Genomic DNA, 19,183 nt, shown 5'->3' with positions numbered 1-19,183 from the left:
GTGAAATGGATGGAATTTAGTATCCATACAACCCAGGAAGCCGTAGAACCGATTTCAAACCTTCTGCATGAATCCGGAGCAAGTGGTGTTGTTATAGAGGACTCGGCAGATGTTTATCAAACATGGGATGGGGCGGAGGATGAAATCATTGAATTAAACGACAGGGATTACCCGGAAGAGGGTGTCATCCTTAAATCGTATTTTCCAGCCAGCAGTTTTGTGGCAGAAACGGTGGAGGAGATGAAACAATCCATTAATGATCTGCTTCTCCATAATATTGATCTTGGCAGAAATGAAGTCAGTCTTACGGAAATAGAGGAAGAAGATTGGGCTCATGCCTGGAAGCAGTATTATAAGCCGGTAAACATTACGGAAACTTTGACGATCGTTCCTACATGGGAACACTATACCCCTGGCTCAAAAGACGAAAAGGTCATCGAATTGGATCCTGGCATGGCCTTTGGCACAGGAACCCACCCTACAACGGTGTTATGCCTGCAGGTGCTTGAACAAGAGCTCACAGGGGGCGAACATGTCATAGATGTGGGAACCGGCTCCGGAGTTCTCGCGATTGGTGCTGCAAAATTCAACGCGTCCAAGGTACTTGCCCTGGATCTGGATCAAACTGCCGTTGACGTAGCAAGGGAAAATGCAGCGTATAATCACACCGGCGATTGTATAACGGTGAAACAAAATAATTTACTGGACCATGAAAACGGACAGGCTGATGTCGTCGTTGCTAATATTTTAGCCGATATCATTATTAGACTTGCCCCAGACGCATGGAAATCATTGAAGCCGGAAGGGATTTTTATCGCCTCCGGAATTATCTCGGGCAAGAAAAAGGAAGTTATAGAAGTGCTGCAGGAAGAAGGCTTTGAGATAAAAGAAACAAAAGACATGGAAGACTGGGCGGCAGTGACCGCAGTAAAAAAAGACAGATAAGTCTGGACGGGGTGTAGCAAAGCGATGCAGAGATATTTTGTACCTCCGGAGCAGATGTCAGAGCAGGACGTTCGGATTACTGGAGAAGATGTCAAACATATTGCTAAAGTGATGCGCTTGAAGAGCGGGGATAAGATTATATGTTTAAATAATCAGGGGCGGCAGACTCTTTGTGAAATTACGTCGATGGAAACAAACGTCGTCACGGCCGTTGTATTAAAGGAACTGCATGAGCAGGCAGAACTCCCTGTCTCTATTACAATTGCCCAGTCTTTAGTAAAAGGAGATAAACTGGAGTTTGTTATTCAAAAGGGAACAGAACTGGGGGCATCTTCTTTCTATCTGTATTCAGGAGAAAGATCTGTGGTAAAATGGGAAAGCAGTAAAGTCAAAAAAAAGCTGGAACGTCTTCGTAAAATTGCCAAAGAAGCAGCGGAACAGGCAGAAAGACTATTTGTTCCAGATGTATTATATTACCATTCAACAGAAATGATGCTGGAGAAGTCCTTTTCTTTTGACGCCGCTGTATATTTATATGAAGAACAGGCGAGACACGGACAGCATCATGATTTGGCAGACGTGCTCCACCCTATGCCTTCCTCTATTCTGGCTGTTATCGGGCCGGAAGGGGGCATCAGTGAAAAAGAAGCGGATGCATGGAAGAGCAGCGGCTGCCGTGCGGTCAGTTTGGGTCCGAGAATTTTGAGGAGTGAAACGGCGCCCCTCTATCTTTTATCGGCCTTGTCATATCATTACGAAATATTGAGGTGAACATTCATGCCTTCGGTAGCATTCCATACACTTGGCTGCAAAGTGAACCATTATGAAACAGAAGCTATTTGGCAGCTTTTTAAGCAGGCAGGATATGAAAAAGAGGAATTTGACAAACAGGCAGATGTATATGTAATTAATACGTGTACGGTTACAAATACCGGTGATAAAAAAAGCAGACAGGTTATCCGCAGAGCGGTGCGGAAAAACCCGGAAGCAGTAGTTTGTGTAACCGGGTGCTATGCCCAGACCTCCCCGGCCGAGATTATGGAAATACCGGGAGTCGATGTAGTAGTAGGCACGCAGGATCGCTCCAAGATGATCGGGTATATCGAACAATTCAAAAAGGAACGACAACCGATCAATGGAGTGGGAAACATTATGAAAACCCGGGTATATGAAGAGCTTGATGTTCCGGATTTCACGGACCGTACAAGAGCCTCTTTAAAAATTCAGGAAGGCTGCAATAATTTCTGTACGTTCTGTATCATACCGTGGGCGCGTGGTCTTCTGCGTTCCAGAAAACCGGAAGACGTAATCCAACAGGCAAACCAACTGGTAGAGGCCGGCTATAAAGAAATTGTACTGACCGGCATTCATACCGCCGGCTATGGGGAAGACATGAAAGATTACAGCTTCGCAGATTTGCTCCAAGAGCTTGAAAAAGTGGACGGGTTGAAAAGGCTGAGAATTTCCTCTATCGAAGCAAGCCAGATCACAGATGAAGTGATCCATGTTATCGATCAATCGAATAAAATTGTCAATCATCTGCACGTCCCACTGCAATCCGGTTCTAATACGGTTTTAAAAAGAATGAGAAGAAAATACACAACGGAATATTATGCGGCAAAAATTGAGAAACTGAAAAAAGCACTGCCGGGCCTTGCGGTGACCACCGATGTCATTGTCGGATTCCCGGGAGAAACGGAAGAAGAATTTAAGGAAACCTATCAATTTATTGCGGAGAATAAATTTTCGGAACTGCATGTTTTTCCTTACTCGAAACGAACCGGAACTCCTGCTTCAAAAATGGATAACCAGGTAGACAGCGAGATAAAACAGCAGCGTGTTCATCATTTAATAGAACTTTCCAACCAGCTTACCAAAGAATATGCCGCCGGCTATGAAGGAATGGAATTGGATGTGATACCGGAGGAAAAGGATGAAGAAACAGGGCTGTATGTTGGTTACACGTCGAATTATCTGCGGGTGAAATTTGAAGGAACCGATGATTTGGTCGGAAAAATAGTAAAGGTCAAACTAAAAGAAGCCGGTTACCCCTATAATATGGGGGAATTTGTAAGGTTGGCAAAGGAAAGTGAAGACAGAGTGCTTGCCTAAACAGGCTGGAAAGGACGGATAAAATGAGTTCATTGGCTTCCATGATAGATCATACCCTTTTGAAACCTGAGTCTACCCAGGAACAGGTGCTGCAGCTTTGTGAAGAAGCAGAAACACACCAGTTTGCTTCCGTCTGCATTAACCCTTCCATGGTTCCGGCCGCGTATGAGGTATTAAAGGACACAAAAGTGAAAGTATGTACCGTCATAGGGTTTCCACTGGGGGCAACGTTGACTTCTGTAAAAGCTTTCGAAGCGGAGAAGGCGATTGCAGAAGGTGCTTCGGAAATAGACATGGTTATAAATATCGGTGCTTTAAAAAGCGGGAAAGAAAAAGACGTCCGTTCGGATATGGAAGCCGTTGTGCAGGCTGCATCTGATAAAGCTCTCGTCAAAGTAATTATTGAAACAGTACTGTTAACCGAAAAAGAAAAAGAAAAGGCCTGTTCCCTGGCTGTGCAGGCCGGAGCAGATTTTGTGAAAACCTCCACGGGTTTTGCCGGGGGAGGAGCCACGCTCGAAGATGTTAAATTGATGAAGCGGGTTGTCGGCGGTCAGGTCAAGGTAAAAGCCAGCGGGGGCGTAAAAGATGAACAGACTGCCCTTGCCATGATCGAAGCGGGGGCTGATCGTCTAGGCACTAGTTCCGGCACAGCGATTGTCTCTGGACAGACCGGATCCTCCTCTTATTAATTCGTAAGCCCGTTATTGAAGGAAAGTATTGATTTTTGACCTGCATTGTTTTATAATTTGTGGAAATAGCCATTGTTTTTCAAAACGGAAACACCCAAGATAAACGATTTTTACGTTGTACATGCAAGGAACTCCGTTATTGTTTAATTAGTGGCTGTACTGGTTGTTCGGAGGGAGGGATTCATATGGCTGAGACCCGGGTTCGTAAGAACGAAAATATTGATGCCGCTCTTCGCCGTTTTAAACGCGATCTTTCTAAAGAAGGAACAATGGCTGAAGTTCGTAAGCGAAAGCACCACGAAAAGCCAAGCGTAAAACGCAAGAGAAAATCTGAAGCGGCTCGAAAGCGAAAGTTTTAAATGAAAGAAGGTGCTTCACGCTGAAGCTCATGGATCGTTTGAATGAAGATTTAAAGAGCTCCCTGAAAGCCAGGGACAAAACAAAACTTTCTGTCATTCGGGGGGTAAAATCGTCCCTTCAAAATGAAGCGATTAAAGAAGGCAGGGAACTAGAAGAGAGTGAAGTTCTTACCGTCCTGAACCGTGAATGGAAACAACGGAAAGAATCCCTCCATGAGTTTGAAAAAGCGGGAAGAGATGATTTAAAACAGGAGATCGAACAGGAAATGGCTGTTCTATCTGAATATATGCCCAAACCGTTTTCCGAAGAAGAACTGGACGAGATCGTTAAAGAAACGATAACAGAAACCGGAGCGTCTTCGAAAAGTGATATGGGAAAGGTGATGTCAGCTGTCATGCCGAAAGTACAGGGCAGGGCAGACGGCGGTCAAGTAAACAAACTTGTTCAGCGCTATTTAACCTGATAAAAAGCATTCCTCTACAACGGGGAATGCTTTTTATTTTATGCCGTCCTGGAGCAAGGACGGATCCTGGGTGGTTTTCCCAAGATCCGTTTTTCTTATTGAATGAAAACAGACGAATCTCTTTTAATGTAGGAGAAATTCAGAGAAAAATGGTATAATAAGGGGCATCAAGAGAAAAAATTGAAACGTTTTCCGATCGTTTACGTAAATAGGGAGGCCCCCCATCGTTTCGGTCTGAAACGTAGGACACCAAGACAGGGAATTGCCAGGAAACGAGGGAGTGAAATGAATCGTTTGCAAAGACCAATCATTGGCATATTTTCCATCATTATCTTTCTTTTTAGTTTGCACGTCGAAAAAATGGCAGCGGCACCGGAGGAAAAAGTGTATGTGATTCCGGTGGAACAGACAGTGGAAAGAGGCCTGGAATCTTTTCTGGAACGGGCGATGGAAGAAGCGCAAGAGGCCGGAGCCGATCATATTATCCTTGAGGTTGATACTCCTGGAGGGGCAGTGGATGCTGCCGGCAACATTGCTTCCATCATTGAAGATGCCCCTGCTCCGACGACCGCGTATGTAGTCGAAGAAGCCATGTCTGCGGGGGCCTTTCTGGCGCTGAGCGCGGATGAAATAGCAATGGCTCCAGGCACAGAAATGGGAGCGGCTCAGGTGATTGACGGTGCGGGAAATGCGGCCGGGGATAAAGCCCAATCACGATGGGAAAAAAATATGCAGAACGCAGCTGAGTTAAATGGCCGTGATCCCCAATATGCACTGGCCATGGCAGATCCGAACGTTGACATACCTGAATATAGGGCGGGAGAAGGTGATTTGTTAACGCTGACGGCGGCAGAAGCGGAAGAAGTCGGCTATGCCGAATACATTGCGGAAGACAGGGAGGTGCTGCTTGAGGCTTTAAATCTGGAAGAGGCGGAAGTAGAAGAGGCGCAAATCAGTGCAGCGGAAAAAATCGCACGGTTTGTGACCAATCCAGTACTGATACCTATCTTGTTAAGTGTAGGAAGCATCGGTTTAATTGTAGAGCTGTATTCCCCTGGATTTGGTATCCCGGGAATTCTTGGCCTGCTCTCTTTGTTTCTATTTTTCTTCGGCCATGCAATTGCCGGATTTGCAGGGTTTGAATCGTTGATACTTTTTGTGGTAGGGGCCTTACTGCTGCTTGTTGAAATATTCATGCCGGGATTTGGTATTTTCGGCATTTTCGGAATTGGCGCTGTGATCGGGAGTCTTTTCTTTGCTTCCTATTCCACTGTAAATATAGCTGTTTCCATTCTCATAGCAGCAGTATTGTCTATCATTGCAATCATTGTCCTGTTCACCGTATTTGGAAAACGAGGACCGATGAGACGCTTTGTACTTCAGGACTCCGTGACTACCGAAGAAGGGTTTATTTCTAATGAAAGCCGGGACGAACTGATTGGCCGGACCGGCACCTCATTGACTCCGCTCCGGCCCTCTGGATCTGTTATATTAGGGGAGGAGCGCCTTGACGTTATATCGGAAGGAGGATATATTGAAAAAGGACAACAGGTAAAGGTAGTAGAGGCAAAAGGTTCCAGAATTGTTGTACGAGGAATAAACAATTGAACATGAAGGAGGATTCCCCATGGATATGCCCGTGGATTTAACATTAATTATTGTACTGGTGCTGGCATTTATTCTGCTGGCTGTTCTATTTACGTTTGTACCTATCATGCTTTGGATTTCTGCGCTTGCTGCTGGAGTGAAAATAGGTATTTTCCAGCTTGTGGGTATGAGACTGCGGAGAGTTATCCCGGCCAGAGTGGTGAACCCGTTAATTAAAGCTGAAAAAGCAGGTCTTAACATTGAATTGAATAAACTAGAAGGGCATTATCTCGCAGGAGGCAATGTGGATCGTGTGGTTAATGCTCTTATCGCCGCTCAACGTGCGAATATCGAACTCACCTTTGAACGCTGTGCCGCGATTGATCTTGCCGGGCGGGATGTGCTGGAAGCAGTTCAAATGAGTGTTAACCCGAAGGTGATTGAAACACCGTTTATTGCCGGTGTGGCGATGGATGGGATAGAAGTGAAAGCCAAGGCCAGGATTACTGTTCGTGCGAACATAGACCGTCTCGTTGGGGGCGCCGGTGAAGATACAGTGATTGCCCGTGTTGGGGAGGGGATTGTATCAACCATCGGGTCTTCCACCGATCACAAAGCGGTGCTTGAAAATCCTGATATGATTTCCCAGACTGTTCTCAAAAAAGGACTAGATTCCGGAACGGCCTTTGAAATCCTTTCCATTGATATTGCCGACATTGATATTGGCAAGAACATTGGTGCCGGTCTGCAGACTGATCAGGCAGAAGCAGACAAGAAGATTGCCCAGGCCAAAGCCGAAGAACGCCGTGCCATGGCTGTTGCGCATGAACAGGAAATGAAAGCAAAAGTGGAAGAAATGCGCGCCAAGGTTACAGAAGCGGAAGCTGAAGTGCCGATGGCCATGGCCGAAGCCTTTAAAGCAGGCAATCTCGGGGTCATGGATTATATGAATTACCAGAATATCAGTGCTGATACAGATATGCGGGACGCTATTGGTAAAGAATCCAAAGGAAACGACGAAGATGGGTACAGCAATAATCCGGGGACCGATTTGTAATGGCTCAGCGGATAGAAGGAAGGGGGGACCCCCTTGGAAGCCATTTTTGAACTGATTTTTGGAAATATCTTTATTCTGGCGCTGCTGATTGGCGGTTTGATTTCCCTGTTTAACCGCAATAGAGGCGGACAGGAACAGTCGGAGACCAGCGGCCGCCGAAATGAAGATCAAAAAGACTGGAAGGATATTTTTCAGAATCAAAAAGAAGAAACAACATCCAGTCAGCGGCCGACTAAACCAGTACCGGAAGCTGAAGGAGAATTGGTGAAGCCAGATCGTGCCGGCTATGAACCGTACCATGAAGAAATGGAAGAACTGCGCAGGAAGCAGGAACGAGCAAGAGAAGCGGCAGAAAAAGCTGGCAGTCCTTCAGTAGATACAAGACCAGCTGGGAGGAGAAGACCAGCTCCCGGAGGCATTGCCCCCGTTACGCCTGAGAATGCAAGGCAGGGTATCATATGGGCGGAGGTTCTGGGAGCGCCGAAGTCCCGGCGGCCATACTCGACTCATAGAAAAAACGCATACCGAAAAACACGATAATCTTCCACTAGAAAAATTCGTTTTGATGAAACGTCCGGGTGATGTGAGCCCGGGCGTTCTTTTTTTATCATTGTGAAGCAAAAAGTGATACATACAAAATGCAAACATATGATGAGAAAAGGGGTGCATGAGATGCTGGATCAATGGAAACGTTGGCTCACAGAAAAATTAACACTGCCGGAGGATGTATTACTGGACACACCTCGATTGACAATGATAGGCCAGCATCAATTACACGTGGAAAACCACCGCGGTGTGCTCTTTTTTTCAAAAGAAACCATCCGTCTGAAGCTGGCCGAGGGGGAACTGCTGATAAAAGGGGAACAATTTATTATAAAAAAAATATATCCGGAAGAGTTGCTGATTGAAGGCAAAATCCGAGAAGTAGCTTATCCTGGAGGGAAGACGGAGGGAGGATGGAATGAAGAAAAAACGTCACTTTTCTGAAGTAAGAATTTATATACAAGGGCCTCACATTGAACAGGTAATCAATCACTGTCTTTCCGACTCCATCGTATTACATCATATAGAAAAATCAAAAAACGAGGCGGCGGTTTTTCATGCCTCCACCCGTCATATCAGTGATATTGAATCCATTGCTCAAAAATATCATTGTGAGATGGAAGTGACCGACCCTTCGTTTTATGAAAAATCATTTGGTTACTTGAAAAGAAGGTGGGGCGTTACAGTTGGAATTCTATTATTTGTCATTATTACAGTTGTGTTGTCCCAGATGATATGGAATATAGAAATAGAAGGGGCCGATCCTCCTCTTGAAAATAAACTTCGGAACCATCTTCAGGATATGGGGGTCAAAATAGGGGGCTTTCAGTTCCTTCTGCCTGATTCCAAAACCATTCAATCAGCGTTAATGAATGAAATCGAAGGGACGACATGGATTGGTATGAATAAAAATGGGACGACCTATCATTTTGAAGTAGTCGAACAAACTCTGCCGGAAGAAACAGAAACGGCGCAGCCTCGGCATCTCGTTGCTTCTAAAACCGCAGTTATTCACCAGATATATGCTGAAAAAGGACAACCAGTAGTTCAACAGAATGATCTTGTCCATGAAAACGAGCTGCTTATATCGGGTTTTATTGGGGAAGGAGAATATGCAAGGGCAGTAGCGGCTACAGGGAAAGTTTTAGGGGAAACCTGGTACAAGGTGACCGTGGCCGTGCCGGAAAATCTTCTGCTGCAAACGTTAACCGGGGAATCAGAAACAGAATATGAAATCACGATCTTTGGGAAAGATATACCTGTATGGGGGTTCGGGGCTGATGATCAATTTTCTCAATCTGTAGTAAAGGAAAGCCGGTATCGTCCTTCCATCCGGGGATGGCAGCTTCCTATTGCCCTGAAGATAAATGAATACCAGGAAAGCCGTAAGACCAAAAATACTTCAGAAAAAAGCACCGTGGAAAAAGCCAAACGAGCGGCAGATAATAAAATACAACAGTCCCTCTCACCGGAAGCGGAAATCCTTTCTGAAAAAATTTTGCACGAGGACACGCAGAATGGTAAAGTTAAACTAGTTATCCACTATCAGGTCATAGAAGATATTAAGTCGGAAACACCGATCATCCAAGGAGAATGAGAAGATTGGCAGAAAAGCAGGTTATTGAACTTGATGTAAAAGATACGAATGAAATGCAGATTTTGTTCGGTCCTAATGATATACATTTAAAGCGAATCGAAGAAAAATTGAACGTTTCTATCATTACAAGAGGAGAATCCCTGCTCGTATCCGGACCAGAAGCAGAAGCTGCTTTAATAAAAGAAGTCCTGGATTCTCTTGTGCGGCTGCTTCGAAATGGGATTAAGCTGTCCGAAAGAGATGTTATATATGCCATTCAGCTGGCCCGGGAGGACAAACTCGATCAATTGGAGGATCTGTATCAGGAGACAATAGCGGTTAACTCTAAAGGCAAGCCCATTGTGGTAAAAACACTTGGACAAAAAGAATATGTAGATGCTATCAGAAAAAAGGACCTTATTTTCGGCATTGGCCCTGCAGGTACAGGGAAGACTTATCTAGCTGTAGTAATGGCGGTCAATGCATTAAAAGAGGGAAGCGTAAAACGGATCGTACTCACCCGGCCGGCTGTTGAAGCGGGAGAAAGCCTTGGGTTTCTGCCAGGGGATCTAAAAGAAAAAGTAGACCCTTATCTTCGACCGCTGTATGATGCTCTTCATGATATATTCGGTGTTGAACATACAGCCCGCCTCATGGAGCGGGGCACGATTGAGGTTGCGCCGCTTGCCTATATGAGAGGGCGGACGCTTGAAGACGCCTTCGTTATACTCGATGAAGCCCAAAACACGACAAGAGAACAAATCAAAATGTTCCTCACCAGGTTAGGCTTTGGGTCAAAAATGGTGGTCAATGGAGATTTAACGCAGGTGGATCTTCCAAAAGGGCAGCAGTCGGGTTTGAAAACAGCCATTCATATACTGGAACACATTAACAATATAGGATTTATTTATTTACAGCCTACGGATGTTGTCCGGCATACGATCGTACAGCAGATACTGGATGCTTATGAAGAAGCAGAACCATCCCGTAATTTCAGCAGCCGCAGGACCTCCGGCGGGCAATACAGCGAGTAGGAGGATGAAGCATGAGCGCTGTTATAGACTTAATAGATGAAACAGAAATGATGTTACCTGAACATGCTACGTTACTAAAAGATCTCCTTCACCATGCATTTCTTTATGAAAATATTCCCGAAGGGGCCGAATTATCTGTCACGATAATGGATAATGACAGCATTCAAGCTGTGAACAGGGAGTACCGCGGCATAGATAAGTCAACAGATGTCATTTCTTTTGCGTTGAATGAAAATGAGGAGATCATACAAATAGAGCAGGAGATGCCGGATCTGCTCGGTGATATTATCATAAGCTTGGACAAAGCGCAGGAACAAGCGGAGGAATATGGTCACAGCCTGAAAAGGGAGCTTGGATTTTTGGCGGTCCATGGATTTCTGCATCTTCTTGGGTACACCCACGAGCAGGAGGATGCAGAAAAAGAAATGTTCGAACGCCAGGAATCGATATTAAAGGACTATGGGCTTGAAAGATAGAAGAAAAAAGGGATGGCGCCGGCTGTTTCGATCGTTTATATATGCCGGCCGCGGTCTCTGTTATGTAGTGAAAGAGGAACAGAACATGCGGTTTCATCTTTTGGCGGCGGCGGTTATGATAATCCTTGGTTTATCCTTTGCTATCCCTCTGCTCCATTGGATGATGTTAGTCCTTGTCATAGGAGGGATGTTCGCTCTTGAGACTATAAATACAGCCATAGAGCGGGTCGTTGATTTTATTACGGAGGATTACCATCCTATGGCGAAATTAGCGAAAGATATAGCGGCTGCCGGCGTTTTGGTTTACAGTATCGTTGCAGTTATCATTGGAATTTTTATATTTTACCGTCCGATTATCGATTTGTTTTCGGGCTGATCATAAGGAGTGAAGATAATAATGACTGATAAAGAACTGCTCGAAAAGGCAGTCGAGGCCAGAGATACGGCCTATGTTCCTTATTCCGGTTTTCCCGTAGGGGCGGCGTTAATAACGGAGGAAAAAGAAGTATTTACGGGCAGTAACATTGAAAATGCTTCCTACGGCCTTACCAATTGCGCTGAACGTACGGCTGTATTTAAAGCGGTCAGTGAGGGAAAACAAAACATATATGCGCTGGCGGTGGCTGCTGATACTCCGGAACCGGTATCCCCATGCGGGGCCTGCCGTCAAGTATTGTCAGAGTTTTTAGCAGGCGAGACAAAAATTATACTTGGAAACCTCCAGGGAGAAATACAAGAAACCACCATTGCGGCTTTGCTTCCGGGAGCCTTTAAAGCGAAGGATCTTCCCCATGAGTAAACCGTTTAAATCAGGATTTGCGGCTATTATAGGCAGGCCCAATGCCGGGAAATCCACACTGCTAAACCATGTTCTCGGCGAAAAAATAGCCATTATGAGTGATAAGCCGCAGACGACTCGCAATAAAATTCAAGGAGTATATACCGCAGAGGATGCGCAGATTATTTTTATTGATACACCGGGAATTCATAAGCCAAAACATAAACTCGGGGATTTTATGGTGCAGTCCGCAGTTCAGACCCTGCAGGATGTAGATCTGATTTTATTTTTAATCGATGCAGGCGACCGGTATGGACCGGGAGAAGAATTTATCATTAATAAATTAAAAGACCTTTCCACTCCCGTTTTTTTAGTCATAAACAAAATTGATCAAATTCATCCAGACCAGCTTCTTGAAAAAATTGACCATTACCGGCAGCTTGCTGATTTCGCTGAGGTGGTGCCGATTTCAGCACTTCAGGGAAATAACGTGGATACATTAATGCAGCAGATCACCCAGTATATGGAAGAGGGGCCGCAGTTTTATCCTGCGGATCAATTGACGGATCACCCTGAACGTTTTGTTGTCAGTGAGCTGGTGCGGGAAAAGGTTCTGCACTTGACTGAGGATGAGATCCCCCATTCCATTGCTGTGTACGTAGAAGAAATGAAGGAACGGGAAGAGGGTGCTGTTTATATTGCTGCTGTGATTGTAGTGGAGCGTTCTTCCCAAAAAGGGATTATTATTGGGAAACAGGGAAATATGCTCAAAGAAATTGGAAAAAGGGCAAGACAGGACATCGAATCACTGCTTGGCTCCAACGTTTATATTGAACTTTGGGTAAAGGTGCAGAAAGACTGGAGAAACAGCCGTTTCCAGCTTAATGAATATGGATATAAAGAAGAGGAGTATTAATAAAGAGGCAAATATTACAGGGCATTATTTACAGAGAGTAAGACATTCTAAACATATCAGCTTTTATATTATGCTGTTGGAAAGGATGTCTTATTATGCTTCGGGAAGAGCATTTTCCTTGGGATTTATTTTATTTAACTGGTAATATAGATGCCTATCTTTTAACGAAAGAAGTGGAACAGAATCAACGCAGTGATGGGGAGAACTTGGAAGGAAGCGAAGAATACCTGGAGTAAAAGCAAGGAAGGAAAACCATGCTTGAAAAAGCGGAAGGCATTGTTCTCCGTACCTTTTCATACGGAGAAACGAACAGTATATTAAGGCTTTTTACAAGAGAAGCTGGAAAAATATCAGTAATGGCACGCGGTGCAAAAAAGCCGAAAAGCAGATTAGCCGCTGTTTCCCAGCCGTTTGTTTATGCTTCTTTTTTATATTATAAATCCACTGGTATGAAAACCTTGAATCAAGGGGATACGATTGATTCGTTCCGCATCATACGAAGTGATATTGTCAAAACTGCGTATGCATCCTATTTATTAGAACTGCTTGATAAACTGACGGAGGAACAGGAAAAAAACCCTTATTTGTTTGAGTTATTATTGCAGCTCCTGCAGCGGATGAATGAAGACGATGATCCAGAAATTCTGGTGCGTATTTTCGAGATGAAAATGACCGCTCAAGCTGGGATTAAACCCGAGCTGGAACACTGTACAAACTGCGGCAGCACGAAAGGCACATTTAGTTTTTCAGTGAAAGAAGCTGGTTTTTTATGTCACCGCTGCATTTTCCTAGATGAACACAGACTCGATATTCACCCAAAAACCGTCGAACTGCTCCGTACTTTTTTTCACCTGGATATTTCCCGGTTTGGGAGCATTTCCTTGAAACAGCGGACAAAAGATGAACTGCGGCGGGTGCTGGAAGCGTATTACGATGAATATTCTGGTCTTTACTTGAAATCAAAACGATTTTTAGAACAAATGGAGAAGTGGGAGTGAAACAAACAGGACTTGACAAATAGCTGAAGATTTCAGTATGATGCTAATACATTCTAAATTGGTGCGTTGAAGGAAAGTAGTAATGATCCTCTGATTAAGAAAGCGAGCGCAGGGTGGTGGAAGCTGCGTTAATTATGATGATGAAGGCGTTCCGGAGCAGATTGTTTTGAAAGCGGCCTGTTATTCCAGGCAAATAGGGTGGAACCGCGGATCTTATGACCCGTCCCTATATACCCGGCAAGGTATATAGGGACGGGTTTTGTTTGTTTTCAGCATTAGCGGTATAGTACATAAGAGAAGGAGGCAGTCTGATGAATATTCAGGACATGATATTAACGCTGCAAAATTTTTGGGCAAAACAGAATTGCCTGATCATGCAGGCGTATGACGTGGAAAAGGGAGCGGGGACGATGAACCCGATGACATTTTTAAGAAGCATCGGCCCGGAGCCCTGGAATGTAGCTTATGTAGAGCCTTCCAGAAGACCGGCAGATGGCAGATACGGAGAAAATCCAAACCGCCTTTACCAGCACCATCAGTTTCAGGTTATTATGAAACCATCGCCGATTGATATTCAGGAGACCTATCTCCGCAGCCTGGAAGAACTGGGAATCAATCCAAAAGAACATGATATCCGTTTTGTAGAAGATAACTGGGAAGCGCCGACGTTAAGCGCCTGGGGACTTGGCTGGGAAGTGTGGCTGGACGGTATGGAAATTACCCAATTCACTTATTTCCAGCAGGTTGGCGGTATTGATGCGAAACCAGCAGCCGTGGAGATTACATATGGCATTGAACGTTTGGCTTCTTATATTCAAGATAAGGAAAATGTATTTGATCTCACCTGGGTCGACGGATTTACGTATGGGGATGTGTTCCTTCAGCAGGAGTACGAACATTCCAAATATACATTTGAAGTGGCTGACCATGACATGCTGTTTCAGGAGTTTGCCACCTGTGAAAAAGAAGCCGAGCGGGCCATTTCCGAAAATCTTGTATTCCCGGCCTACGATTATGTATTAAAATGCTCTCATATTTTTAACCTTCTGGACGCCGGTGGAGCGATATCGGTAACAGAAAGAACCGGTTATATTGGCAGAGTACGAAATTTAGCAAGAAAATGTGCTGCAGCCTATTATGAAGAAAGAGAAAGGCTTGGCTTTCCTATGTTGAAAGAGAAAGAAGGTGACCGGGTTGAATAAGAAAAATTTTCTCCTTGAAATAGGGATGGAAGAAATGCCGGCCCGTTTTGTGACAGATGCTATGCAGCAGCTTCAGCAGAAAGTGGGGAATTGGCTGACGGAGAACCGGCTGGCCTTTGATTCTATCGATGCATTCTCCACACCGCGCAGATTAGCTGTACGGGTGAACGGCCTGGCGGAAAGGCAGGAGGATGTCGTGGAAGAAGCACGAGGACCTGCCCACAGCATCGCATTGGATGAAGAGGGAAACTGGACCAAGGCGGCAGAAGGATTTGCCCGTGGTCAGGGCGTGAAGACAGACGACCTTTATTTTAAAGAAGTAAAAGGGACCGGTTATGTATTTGTAAACAAAGAAATAAAAGGAAATGCGGCAGCCGATATATTAACGGGGGTGGATGCTGTTATCACAGATCTGACCTTCCCTAAAAATATGCGCTGGGGCAGTTTTAATCTAAGGTTTGTCCGCCCGATCCACTGGCTGGCAGCATTGTTTGGAGACGAGATCATACCACTAACCATTACCGATATTCAAAGCGGAAGGCATACGTATGGCCACCGTGTTCTGGGGGGAGAAGTGGAGATCACGGACACCAGCCGCTATGAAGAATTACTGCTTCAGCAGTTTGTCGTTACAGAACCGGAAAAACGAAAGGGAATGATTCGCCGGCAGATAGATGCTCTCGCAGAAAGACAGCAGTGGAACGTGCTTGTCACGGAAGATCTGCTTGAGGAAGTGAACAATCTGGTGGAATATCCGACAGCCCTGTATGGAAAATTTGACGATGACTTTCTTCAGCTTCCAGAGGAAGTGCTGATCACTTCCATGCGGGAACATCAGCGGTATTTTCCTGTCGAAGACCAAAACAAACATCTTCTTCCGTACTTTGTCACCGTCCGGAACGGAAACGATGAACATCTGGAAAATGTGCAGAAAGGAAACGAGAAGGTGATCCGGGCCAGATTATCTGATGCAAAATTTTTCTACGAAGAAGATCAAAAACTGAGTCTGGAGGAAGCTGTCGCAAAACTGGATTATATAGTGTTTCAGGAAGAACTGGGAACGATTGGAGACAAAGTACGCAGAGTGGAAGCGATATCCAAGGCTTACGGCAATATGCTGAAACTGGGAGAAGAGGATTTAACGCACACTGTCAGAGCCGCTGCTATTTCCAAGTTTGATCTTGTAACACTGGTGGTGGACGAATTTACTGAACTGCAGGGCTTGATGGGAGAAAAATATGCGTTAATGGCAGGTGAAAACCCGGAAACCGCCAGAGCGATAAGAGAGCATTATCAACCAAAACATGCATCTGATGCGGTTCCATCTTCTCTTCCTGGAGCCGTCCTTGGCTTGGCCGAAAAAATGGATACTATTGCAGCCTGCTTTGGAATTGGCATGACCCCGTCTGGTTCCCAGGATCCCTATGGGTTAAGGAGACAGGCAGCTGGAGTCTCAAGAATTTTATTGGAACACGAGATTGCTGTACCGTTGGAGCAGTTAATTGATACCGCCCTGGCCCAGACAGAACAAGCTGGCATCCTGAAACGTCCGGCGGCGGAAGGAAAAGAAGAAATCCTTTCCTTTTTTGGATTAAGGTTGAAAAATATTTTAGCAGAACGTTCCATTCGATATGACATCGCCGATGCTGTATTGAATCAACTCGGCGGGCAGATGAGAGTACTGGTTCACAAGGCGGAGTTTCTTCACTCTATTTCAGAAGATGCGTCCTTTAAAGATACAGTGGAAGCATTAAGCCGGGTAACAAATATTGCCCGCAAGGCGGAAACGAAGGGTACGGCAGTCCAGGAAGACCTATTAAGAGAACAACAGGAACGTGATCTTTATCAGGCGTTTAACAACCTGCGGGCCGATCTCCCGGCCGCACTGGAAAAAGGGAGGATTGAATCGGCCTATCAGCTGCTGGAAGAAATGAAGCCGTTTATTCACGCCTATTTTGACAATGTCATGGTTATGACAGATGATACAGCATTAAAAAATAATCGTTTGGCTTTGATGAATCACTTATCGGCTGAAATAAAGCGTTTCGCTGATTTTCAACAAATTGTATTTTCATCCTAGCCGCTCTCCTGCCATAAGAATAGTCATCCTTCTGGTATTAGGATATAATGGAAGGAACAATGAGGAGACCATTAAAGGATGAAAAGATGGTCTTAAGGCGGTGATGATAATCGAACTGACCGATCGACAAGAGTATATATTAAATATTGTAAAAGAAAACGGCCCGATCACAGGAGAGCATATTGCAGAAAAATTATCATTAACACGCGCCACGCTTCGGCCGGATCTTGCTATTCTTACCATGGCCGGTTTCCTGGATGCCCGTCCAAGGGTGGGATATTTTTTCACAGGAAAGACGGGGACGCAGCTTTTGACAGAAAAAGTAAAGAAACTGACAGTCCAGGATTATCAGTCTATTCCGGTGGTAGTCAATGAATCCCATTCTGTTTATGATGCGATATGCACTATGTTTCTGGAAGATGTAGGGACCCTGTTTGTGGTGAATGAAAAAGCTCATCTCGTCGGGGTATTGTCGCGGAAGGATCTGCTGCGGGCGAGTATTGGCAAGCAGGATCTAGAAGCTATGCCGGTCAGTATTATAATGTCGAGAATGCCTAATATAGCCGTGTGCCAGAAAGATGATTTAATCATTGAGGTTGCGAATAAACTGATAGAAAAACAAATTGATGCCCTGCCAGTCGTAAAACCGGTAGAGGATAATCAATTGGAGGTTATCGGAAGAGTGACGAAAACCAATATGACAAAAGTGCTCGTGGATCTTTCTCACGATCAGATTGACTAACCGCTGAAAATATGATGGCGAGGAGGATGGGGATGGAATCTATGACTCAACAGCGTCCAATTGTATATGTTGTCTCTGACTCGGTTGGGGAAACAGCGGAACTGGTGGTAAAAGCGGCGGCCAGCCAGTTTGGAGAAGAAGGAATGGAAATCCGGAGAATTCCTTACGTAGAGGATGAAGGAACCATTGATGAAGTGATAGAGCTGGCAAAAGAAGTACACGCCATGATTGCTTATACACTGGTGATTCCGGAAAAAAACAGATACCTGCTGGAACGTGCAAGAGAGGCAGGGGTGGAAACCGTTGATATCATTGGGCCGATGCTTGAAATGATGATGACCGTGACAGGCCGTGACCCGAGATATGAACCGGGGCTTGTCTACCGTTTAGACGAAGACTACTTCCGTAAAGTGGAGGCCATCGAGTTCGCTGTCAAGTATGATGACGGACGGGACCCAGGAGGTATATTACGAGCTGATATTGTCCTGATCGGTGTGTCCCGAACATCGAAAACACCATTATCGCAGTACCTGGCCCATAAGAGGCTCAAGGTGGCTAACGTTCCCCTTGTTCCTGAAGTAGACCCGCCGGAAGAACTGTTTAAGATTTCTCCTAAGAAATGCATCGGGTTGAGTATCAGTGCGGAAAAATTAAATGCTATCCGTACGGAACGGTTAAAAGCGCTGGGGTTAAAAGCGGAAGCTAATTATGCAAAACTGGAAAGAATTGAACAGGAACTGGCCCACTCAAAAAAAGTAATGGATGAAATCGGATGTACAGTTATTGACGTATCAAGCAAGGCGGTAGAAGAAACAGCCAATTTAATTTCAAATATGTTTCAGAAGGGATAAATTTCTACAACAGAAAAGCTGCCAGCAGAAAACAGCAGCTTTTTTAAATTTATAGGGAAATATTAATATTAGGCGTTTTCAAGATCCACCTTCAGGCGTCAACGGCTCGAAGCCGCTTCCACCTACATTGCAGCAGCAGCCCTTTTCGGCAGGTATCCAGCGCTTGCCGCCGATAGAGGGGCCCCTTTGCGCTTTTCTTATGTTAGAAGCTTATGAATGGCATTTGCACTAAATATCATTTAGAATAAAAAAATGTGTTCTATAATTTTTTAAAGAAGGAATTTGTATAACGTTGTCGAATTAAAGAAAGGGACGATTATTTATAATCATTTATACGGATGCGAATGCATGTCCGGTAAAACAGGAAATCGACACCCTCGCTTCTGAAAACCACCTGGAATCTTATTTTGTTTTTACCTTTGCCCATGTTACCAATAGAACCTATTACTCTACATCTATTGTTCTGGATACAGATGCAGAAGCGGTGGACCTTTATATTTATAATCACGTAAAGCCCGGCGACGTTGTGGTGACTCAGGACAACGGTCTCGCTGCAATGATACTGCAAAAAGGCGCAGCTGCGGTGTCTCCAAGAGGAACTGTGTTTCATTATAGGGACATTGATATGCTTTTACTCGGACGGTTTGAAGGAATCAGGGCAAAACAGGGAAAAACGAAGATAAAAGGGCCTCCGGCAATATCGAAGGAGGACCGCTGTCGATTTGTACAGGCCTTGGAAAGACAGTTGCAATAATAGGTATCTGCTTAAAA

The 19,183-nt window shown here is 44.9% G+C and carries 23 protein-coding genes; all 23 read left to right on the top strand.

The genetic code is table 11. The annotated features are described in order from the left end of the window. The 23 genes from prmA (at position 1) to G475_RS26665 (ending at position 19,166) form a co-directional block, all read left to right on the top strand. The gene (gene prmA / locus G475_RS0105040; protein ID WP_026700348.1) at positions 1–945 is read left to right on the top strand and encodes a 50S ribosomal protein L11 methyltransferase; all 945 of its coding nucleotides are present in this window, start codon (positions 1–3) and stop codon (positions 943–945) included. Positions 946–969: 24 nt separating this feature from the next. Then, a complete protein-coding gene (locus tag G475_RS0105035; protein ID WP_026700347.1) occupies positions 970–1,716 on the top strand; it encodes a 16S rRNA (uracil(1498)-N(3))-methyltransferase in 747 nt (248 codons plus the stop codon). Positions 1,717–1,722: 6 nt separating this feature from the next. Beyond that, the gene (gene mtaB, locus G475_RS0105030; protein WP_026700346.1) at positions 1,723–3,057 is read left to right on the top strand and encodes a tRNA (N(6)-L-threonylcarbamoyladenosine(37)-C(2))-methylthiotransferase MtaB; all 1,335 of its coding nucleotides are present in this window, start codon (positions 1,723–1,725) and stop codon (positions 3,055–3,057) included. Positions 3,058–3,080: 23 nt separating this feature from the next. Continuing rightward, positions 3,081–3,749: a deoxyribose-phosphate aldolase gene (gene deoC, locus G475_RS0105025; RefSeq protein ID WP_026700345.1), complete on the top strand. Its 669-nt coding sequence runs from the start codon at positions 3,081–3,083 to the stop codon at positions 3,747–3,749. Between the two features lie 185 nt (positions 3,750–3,934). Continuing rightward, the gene (gene rpsU, locus G475_RS0105020; protein WP_026700344.1) at positions 3,935–4,108 is read left to right on the top strand and encodes a 30S ribosomal protein S21; all 174 of its coding nucleotides are present in this window, start codon (positions 3,935–3,937) and stop codon (positions 4,106–4,108) included. A gap of 20 nt (positions 4,109–4,128) precedes the next feature. Further along, the gene (locus G475_RS0105015) at positions 4,129–4,572 is read left to right on the top strand and encodes a GatB/YqeY domain-containing protein (protein WP_026700343.1); all 444 of its coding nucleotides are present in this window, start codon (positions 4,129–4,131) and stop codon (positions 4,570–4,572) included. 285 nt (positions 4,573–4,857) lie between these two features. Then, entirely contained in the window at positions 4,858–6,180 is a 1,323-nt protein-coding gene (locus tag G475_RS0105010) for an NfeD family protein (protein ID WP_026700342.1), read from the top strand. A 25-nt stretch (positions 6,181–6,205) separates the two neighbouring features. Next, positions 6,206–7,216, top strand: coding sequence for a flotillin-like protein FloA (floA, locus tag G475_RS0105005; protein WP_026700341.1), 1,011 nt, complete (start codon positions 6,206–6,208; stop codon positions 7,214–7,216). 33 nt (positions 7,217–7,249) lie between these two features. Next, positions 7,250–7,756: a hypothetical protein gene (locus tag G475_RS0105000; protein WP_026700340.1), complete on the top strand. Its 507-nt coding sequence runs from the start codon at positions 7,250–7,252 to the stop codon at positions 7,754–7,756. A 132-nt stretch (positions 7,757–7,888) separates the two neighbouring features. Next, entirely contained in the window at positions 7,889–8,203 is a 315-nt protein-coding gene (gene yqfC, locus G475_RS24270) for a sporulation protein YqfC (protein ID WP_051302184.1), read from the top strand. Continuing rightward, a complete protein-coding gene (yqfD, locus tag G475_RS0104990) occupies positions 8,178–9,356 on the top strand; it encodes a sporulation protein YqfD (protein WP_026700339.1) in 1,179 nt (392 codons plus the stop codon). Before yqfC ends, yqfD begins: the two co-directional genes overlap by 26 nt. Positions 9,357–9,361: 5 nt before the next feature. Continuing rightward, positions 9,362–10,369: a PhoH family protein gene (locus G475_RS24265; RefSeq protein WP_051302182.1), complete on the top strand. Its 1,008-nt coding sequence runs from the start codon at positions 9,362–9,364 to the stop codon at positions 10,367–10,369. 11 nt (positions 10,370–10,380) lie between these two features. Continuing rightward, on the top strand, positions 10,381–10,845 hold the full coding sequence (ybeY, locus tag G475_RS0104980) for an rRNA maturation RNase YbeY (RefSeq protein ID WP_026700338.1): 465 nt from the start codon (positions 10,381–10,383) through the stop codon (positions 10,843–10,845). Further along, positions 10,829–11,221 (top strand): diacylglycerol kinase family protein, encoded by a 393-nt coding sequence (locus tag G475_RS0104975; protein ID WP_026700337.1) that lies wholly within the window; start codon positions 10,829–10,831, stop codon positions 11,219–11,221. Before ybeY ends, G475_RS0104975 begins: the two co-directional genes overlap by 17 nt. A gap of 21 nt (positions 11,222–11,242) precedes the next feature. Beyond that, positions 11,243–11,644 (top strand): cytidine deaminase, encoded by a 402-nt coding sequence (locus G475_RS0104970; protein ID WP_026700336.1) that lies wholly within the window; start codon positions 11,243–11,245, stop codon positions 11,642–11,644. Continuing rightward, positions 11,637–12,539 carry a GTPase Era gene (era, locus tag G475_RS0104965; RefSeq protein ID WP_026700335.1) on the top strand — a complete coding sequence of 301 codons (903 nt, stop codon included), beginning with the start codon at positions 11,637–11,639 and terminating at the stop codon, positions 12,537–12,539. Before G475_RS0104970 ends, era begins: the two co-directional genes overlap by 8 nt. A gap of 95 nt (positions 12,540–12,634) precedes the next feature. Further along, on the top strand, positions 12,635–12,775 hold the full coding sequence (locus G475_RS26670) for a YqzL family protein (protein WP_084413998.1): 141 nt from the start codon (positions 12,635–12,637) through the stop codon (positions 12,773–12,775). Positions 12,776–12,793: 18 nt separating this feature from the next. Next, positions 12,794–13,537 carry a DNA repair protein RecO gene (gene recO, locus G475_RS0104955; protein ID WP_026700334.1) on the top strand — a complete coding sequence of 248 codons (744 nt, stop codon included), beginning with the start codon at positions 12,794–12,796 and terminating at the stop codon, positions 13,535–13,537. Positions 13,538–13,848: 311 nt separating this feature from the next. Further along, entirely contained in the window at positions 13,849–14,739 is an 891-nt protein-coding gene (glyQ, locus tag G475_RS0104950) for a glycine--tRNA ligase subunit alpha (RefSeq protein ID WP_026700333.1), read from the top strand. Further along, positions 14,723–16,819: a glycine--tRNA ligase subunit beta gene (gene glyS, locus G475_RS0104945; protein WP_324603205.1), complete on the top strand. Its 2,097-nt coding sequence runs from the start codon at positions 14,723–14,725 to the stop codon at positions 16,817–16,819. The genes glyQ and glyS overlap by 17 nt, the downstream gene beginning before the upstream one ends. A 103-nt stretch (positions 16,820–16,922) precedes the next feature. Continuing rightward, positions 16,923–17,561 carry a helix-turn-helix transcriptional regulator gene (locus G475_RS0104940; RefSeq protein ID WP_035710349.1) on the top strand — a complete coding sequence of 213 codons (639 nt, stop codon included), beginning with the start codon at positions 16,923–16,925 and terminating at the stop codon, positions 17,559–17,561. 32 nt (positions 17,562–17,593) lie between these two features. Beyond that, entirely contained in the window at positions 17,594–18,412 is an 819-nt protein-coding gene (locus G475_RS0104935) for a pyruvate, water dikinase regulatory protein (protein WP_026700330.1), read from the top strand. A gap of 322 nt (positions 18,413–18,734) precedes the next feature. Continuing rightward, a complete protein-coding gene (locus tag G475_RS26665; protein ID WP_084413997.1) occupies positions 18,735–19,166 on the top strand; it encodes a YaiI/YqxD family protein in 432 nt (143 codons plus the stop codon). Positions 19,167–19,183 lie beyond the last annotated feature (17 nt).

The sequence above is a fragment of the Salibacterium aidingense DSM 18341 genome (assembly GCF_000429685.1).
In the GTDB taxonomy this organism is placed as follows: domain Bacteria; phylum Bacillota; class Bacilli; order Bacillales; family Marinococcaceae; genus Salibacterium; species Salibacterium aidingense.
The sequence above is the reverse complement of the archived record's forward strand: the minus strand, read 5'-3'. Positions and strand labels throughout refer to the sequence as shown.

What these genes read in the sequence shown, in the direction of transcription:
- G475_RS0105035 (WP_026700347.1), top strand. Translation starts at nt 970, where the DNA reads ATGCAGAGATATTTTGTACCTCCGGAGCAGATGTCAGAGCAGGACGTT.
- mtaB (WP_026700346.1), top strand. Translation starts at nt 1,723, where the DNA reads ATGCCTTCGGTAGCATTCCATACACTTGGCTGCAAAGTGAACCATTAT.
- deoC (WP_026700345.1), top strand. Translation starts at nt 3,081, where the DNA reads ATGAGTTCATTGGCTTCCATGATAGATCATACCCTTTTGAAACCTGAG.
- rpsU (WP_026700344.1), top strand. Translation starts at nt 3,935, where the DNA reads ATGGCTGAGACCCGGGTTCGTAAGAACGAAAATATTGATGCCGCTCTT.
- G475_RS0105010 (WP_026700342.1), top strand. Translation starts at nt 4,858, where the DNA reads ATGAATCGTTTGCAAAGACCAATCATTGGCATATTTTCCATCATTATC.
- floA (WP_026700341.1), top strand. Translation starts at nt 6,206, where the DNA reads ATGCCCGTGGATTTAACATTAATTATTGTACTGGTGCTGGCATTTATT.
- yqfC (WP_051302184.1), top strand. Translation starts at nt 7,889, where the DNA reads ATGCTGGATCAATGGAAACGTTGGCTCACAGAAAAATTAACACTGCCG.
- yqfD (WP_026700339.1), top strand. Translation starts at nt 8,178, where the DNA reads ATGAAGAAAAAACGTCACTTTTCTGAAGTAAGAATTTATATACAAGGG.
- ybeY (WP_026700338.1), top strand. Translation starts at nt 10,381, where the DNA reads ATGAGCGCTGTTATAGACTTAATAGATGAAACAGAAATGATGTTACCT.
- G475_RS0104975 (WP_026700337.1), top strand. Translation starts at nt 10,829, where the DNA reads ATGGGCTTGAAAGATAGAAGAAAAAAGGGATGGCGCCGGCTGTTTCGA.
- G475_RS0104970 (WP_026700336.1), top strand. Translation starts at nt 11,243, where the DNA reads ATGACTGATAAAGAACTGCTCGAAAAGGCAGTCGAGGCCAGAGATACG.
- era (WP_026700335.1), top strand. Translation starts at nt 11,637, where the DNA reads ATGAGTAAACCGTTTAAATCAGGATTTGCGGCTATTATAGGCAGGCCC.
- G475_RS26670 (WP_084413998.1), top strand. Translation starts at nt 12,635, where the DNA reads ATGCTTCGGGAAGAGCATTTTCCTTGGGATTTATTTTATTTAACTGGT.
- recO (WP_026700334.1), top strand. Translation starts at nt 12,794, where the DNA reads ATGCTTGAAAAAGCGGAAGGCATTGTTCTCCGTACCTTTTCATACGGA.
- glyQ (WP_026700333.1), top strand. Translation starts at nt 13,849, where the DNA reads ATGAATATTCAGGACATGATATTAACGCTGCAAAATTTTTGGGCAAAA.
- G475_RS0104940 (WP_035710349.1), top strand. Translation starts at nt 16,923, where the DNA reads ATGATAATCGAACTGACCGATCGACAAGAGTATATATTAAATATTGTA.
- G475_RS0104935 (WP_026700330.1), top strand. Translation starts at nt 17,594, where the DNA reads ATGGAATCTATGACTCAACAGCGTCCAATTGTATATGTTGTCTCTGAC.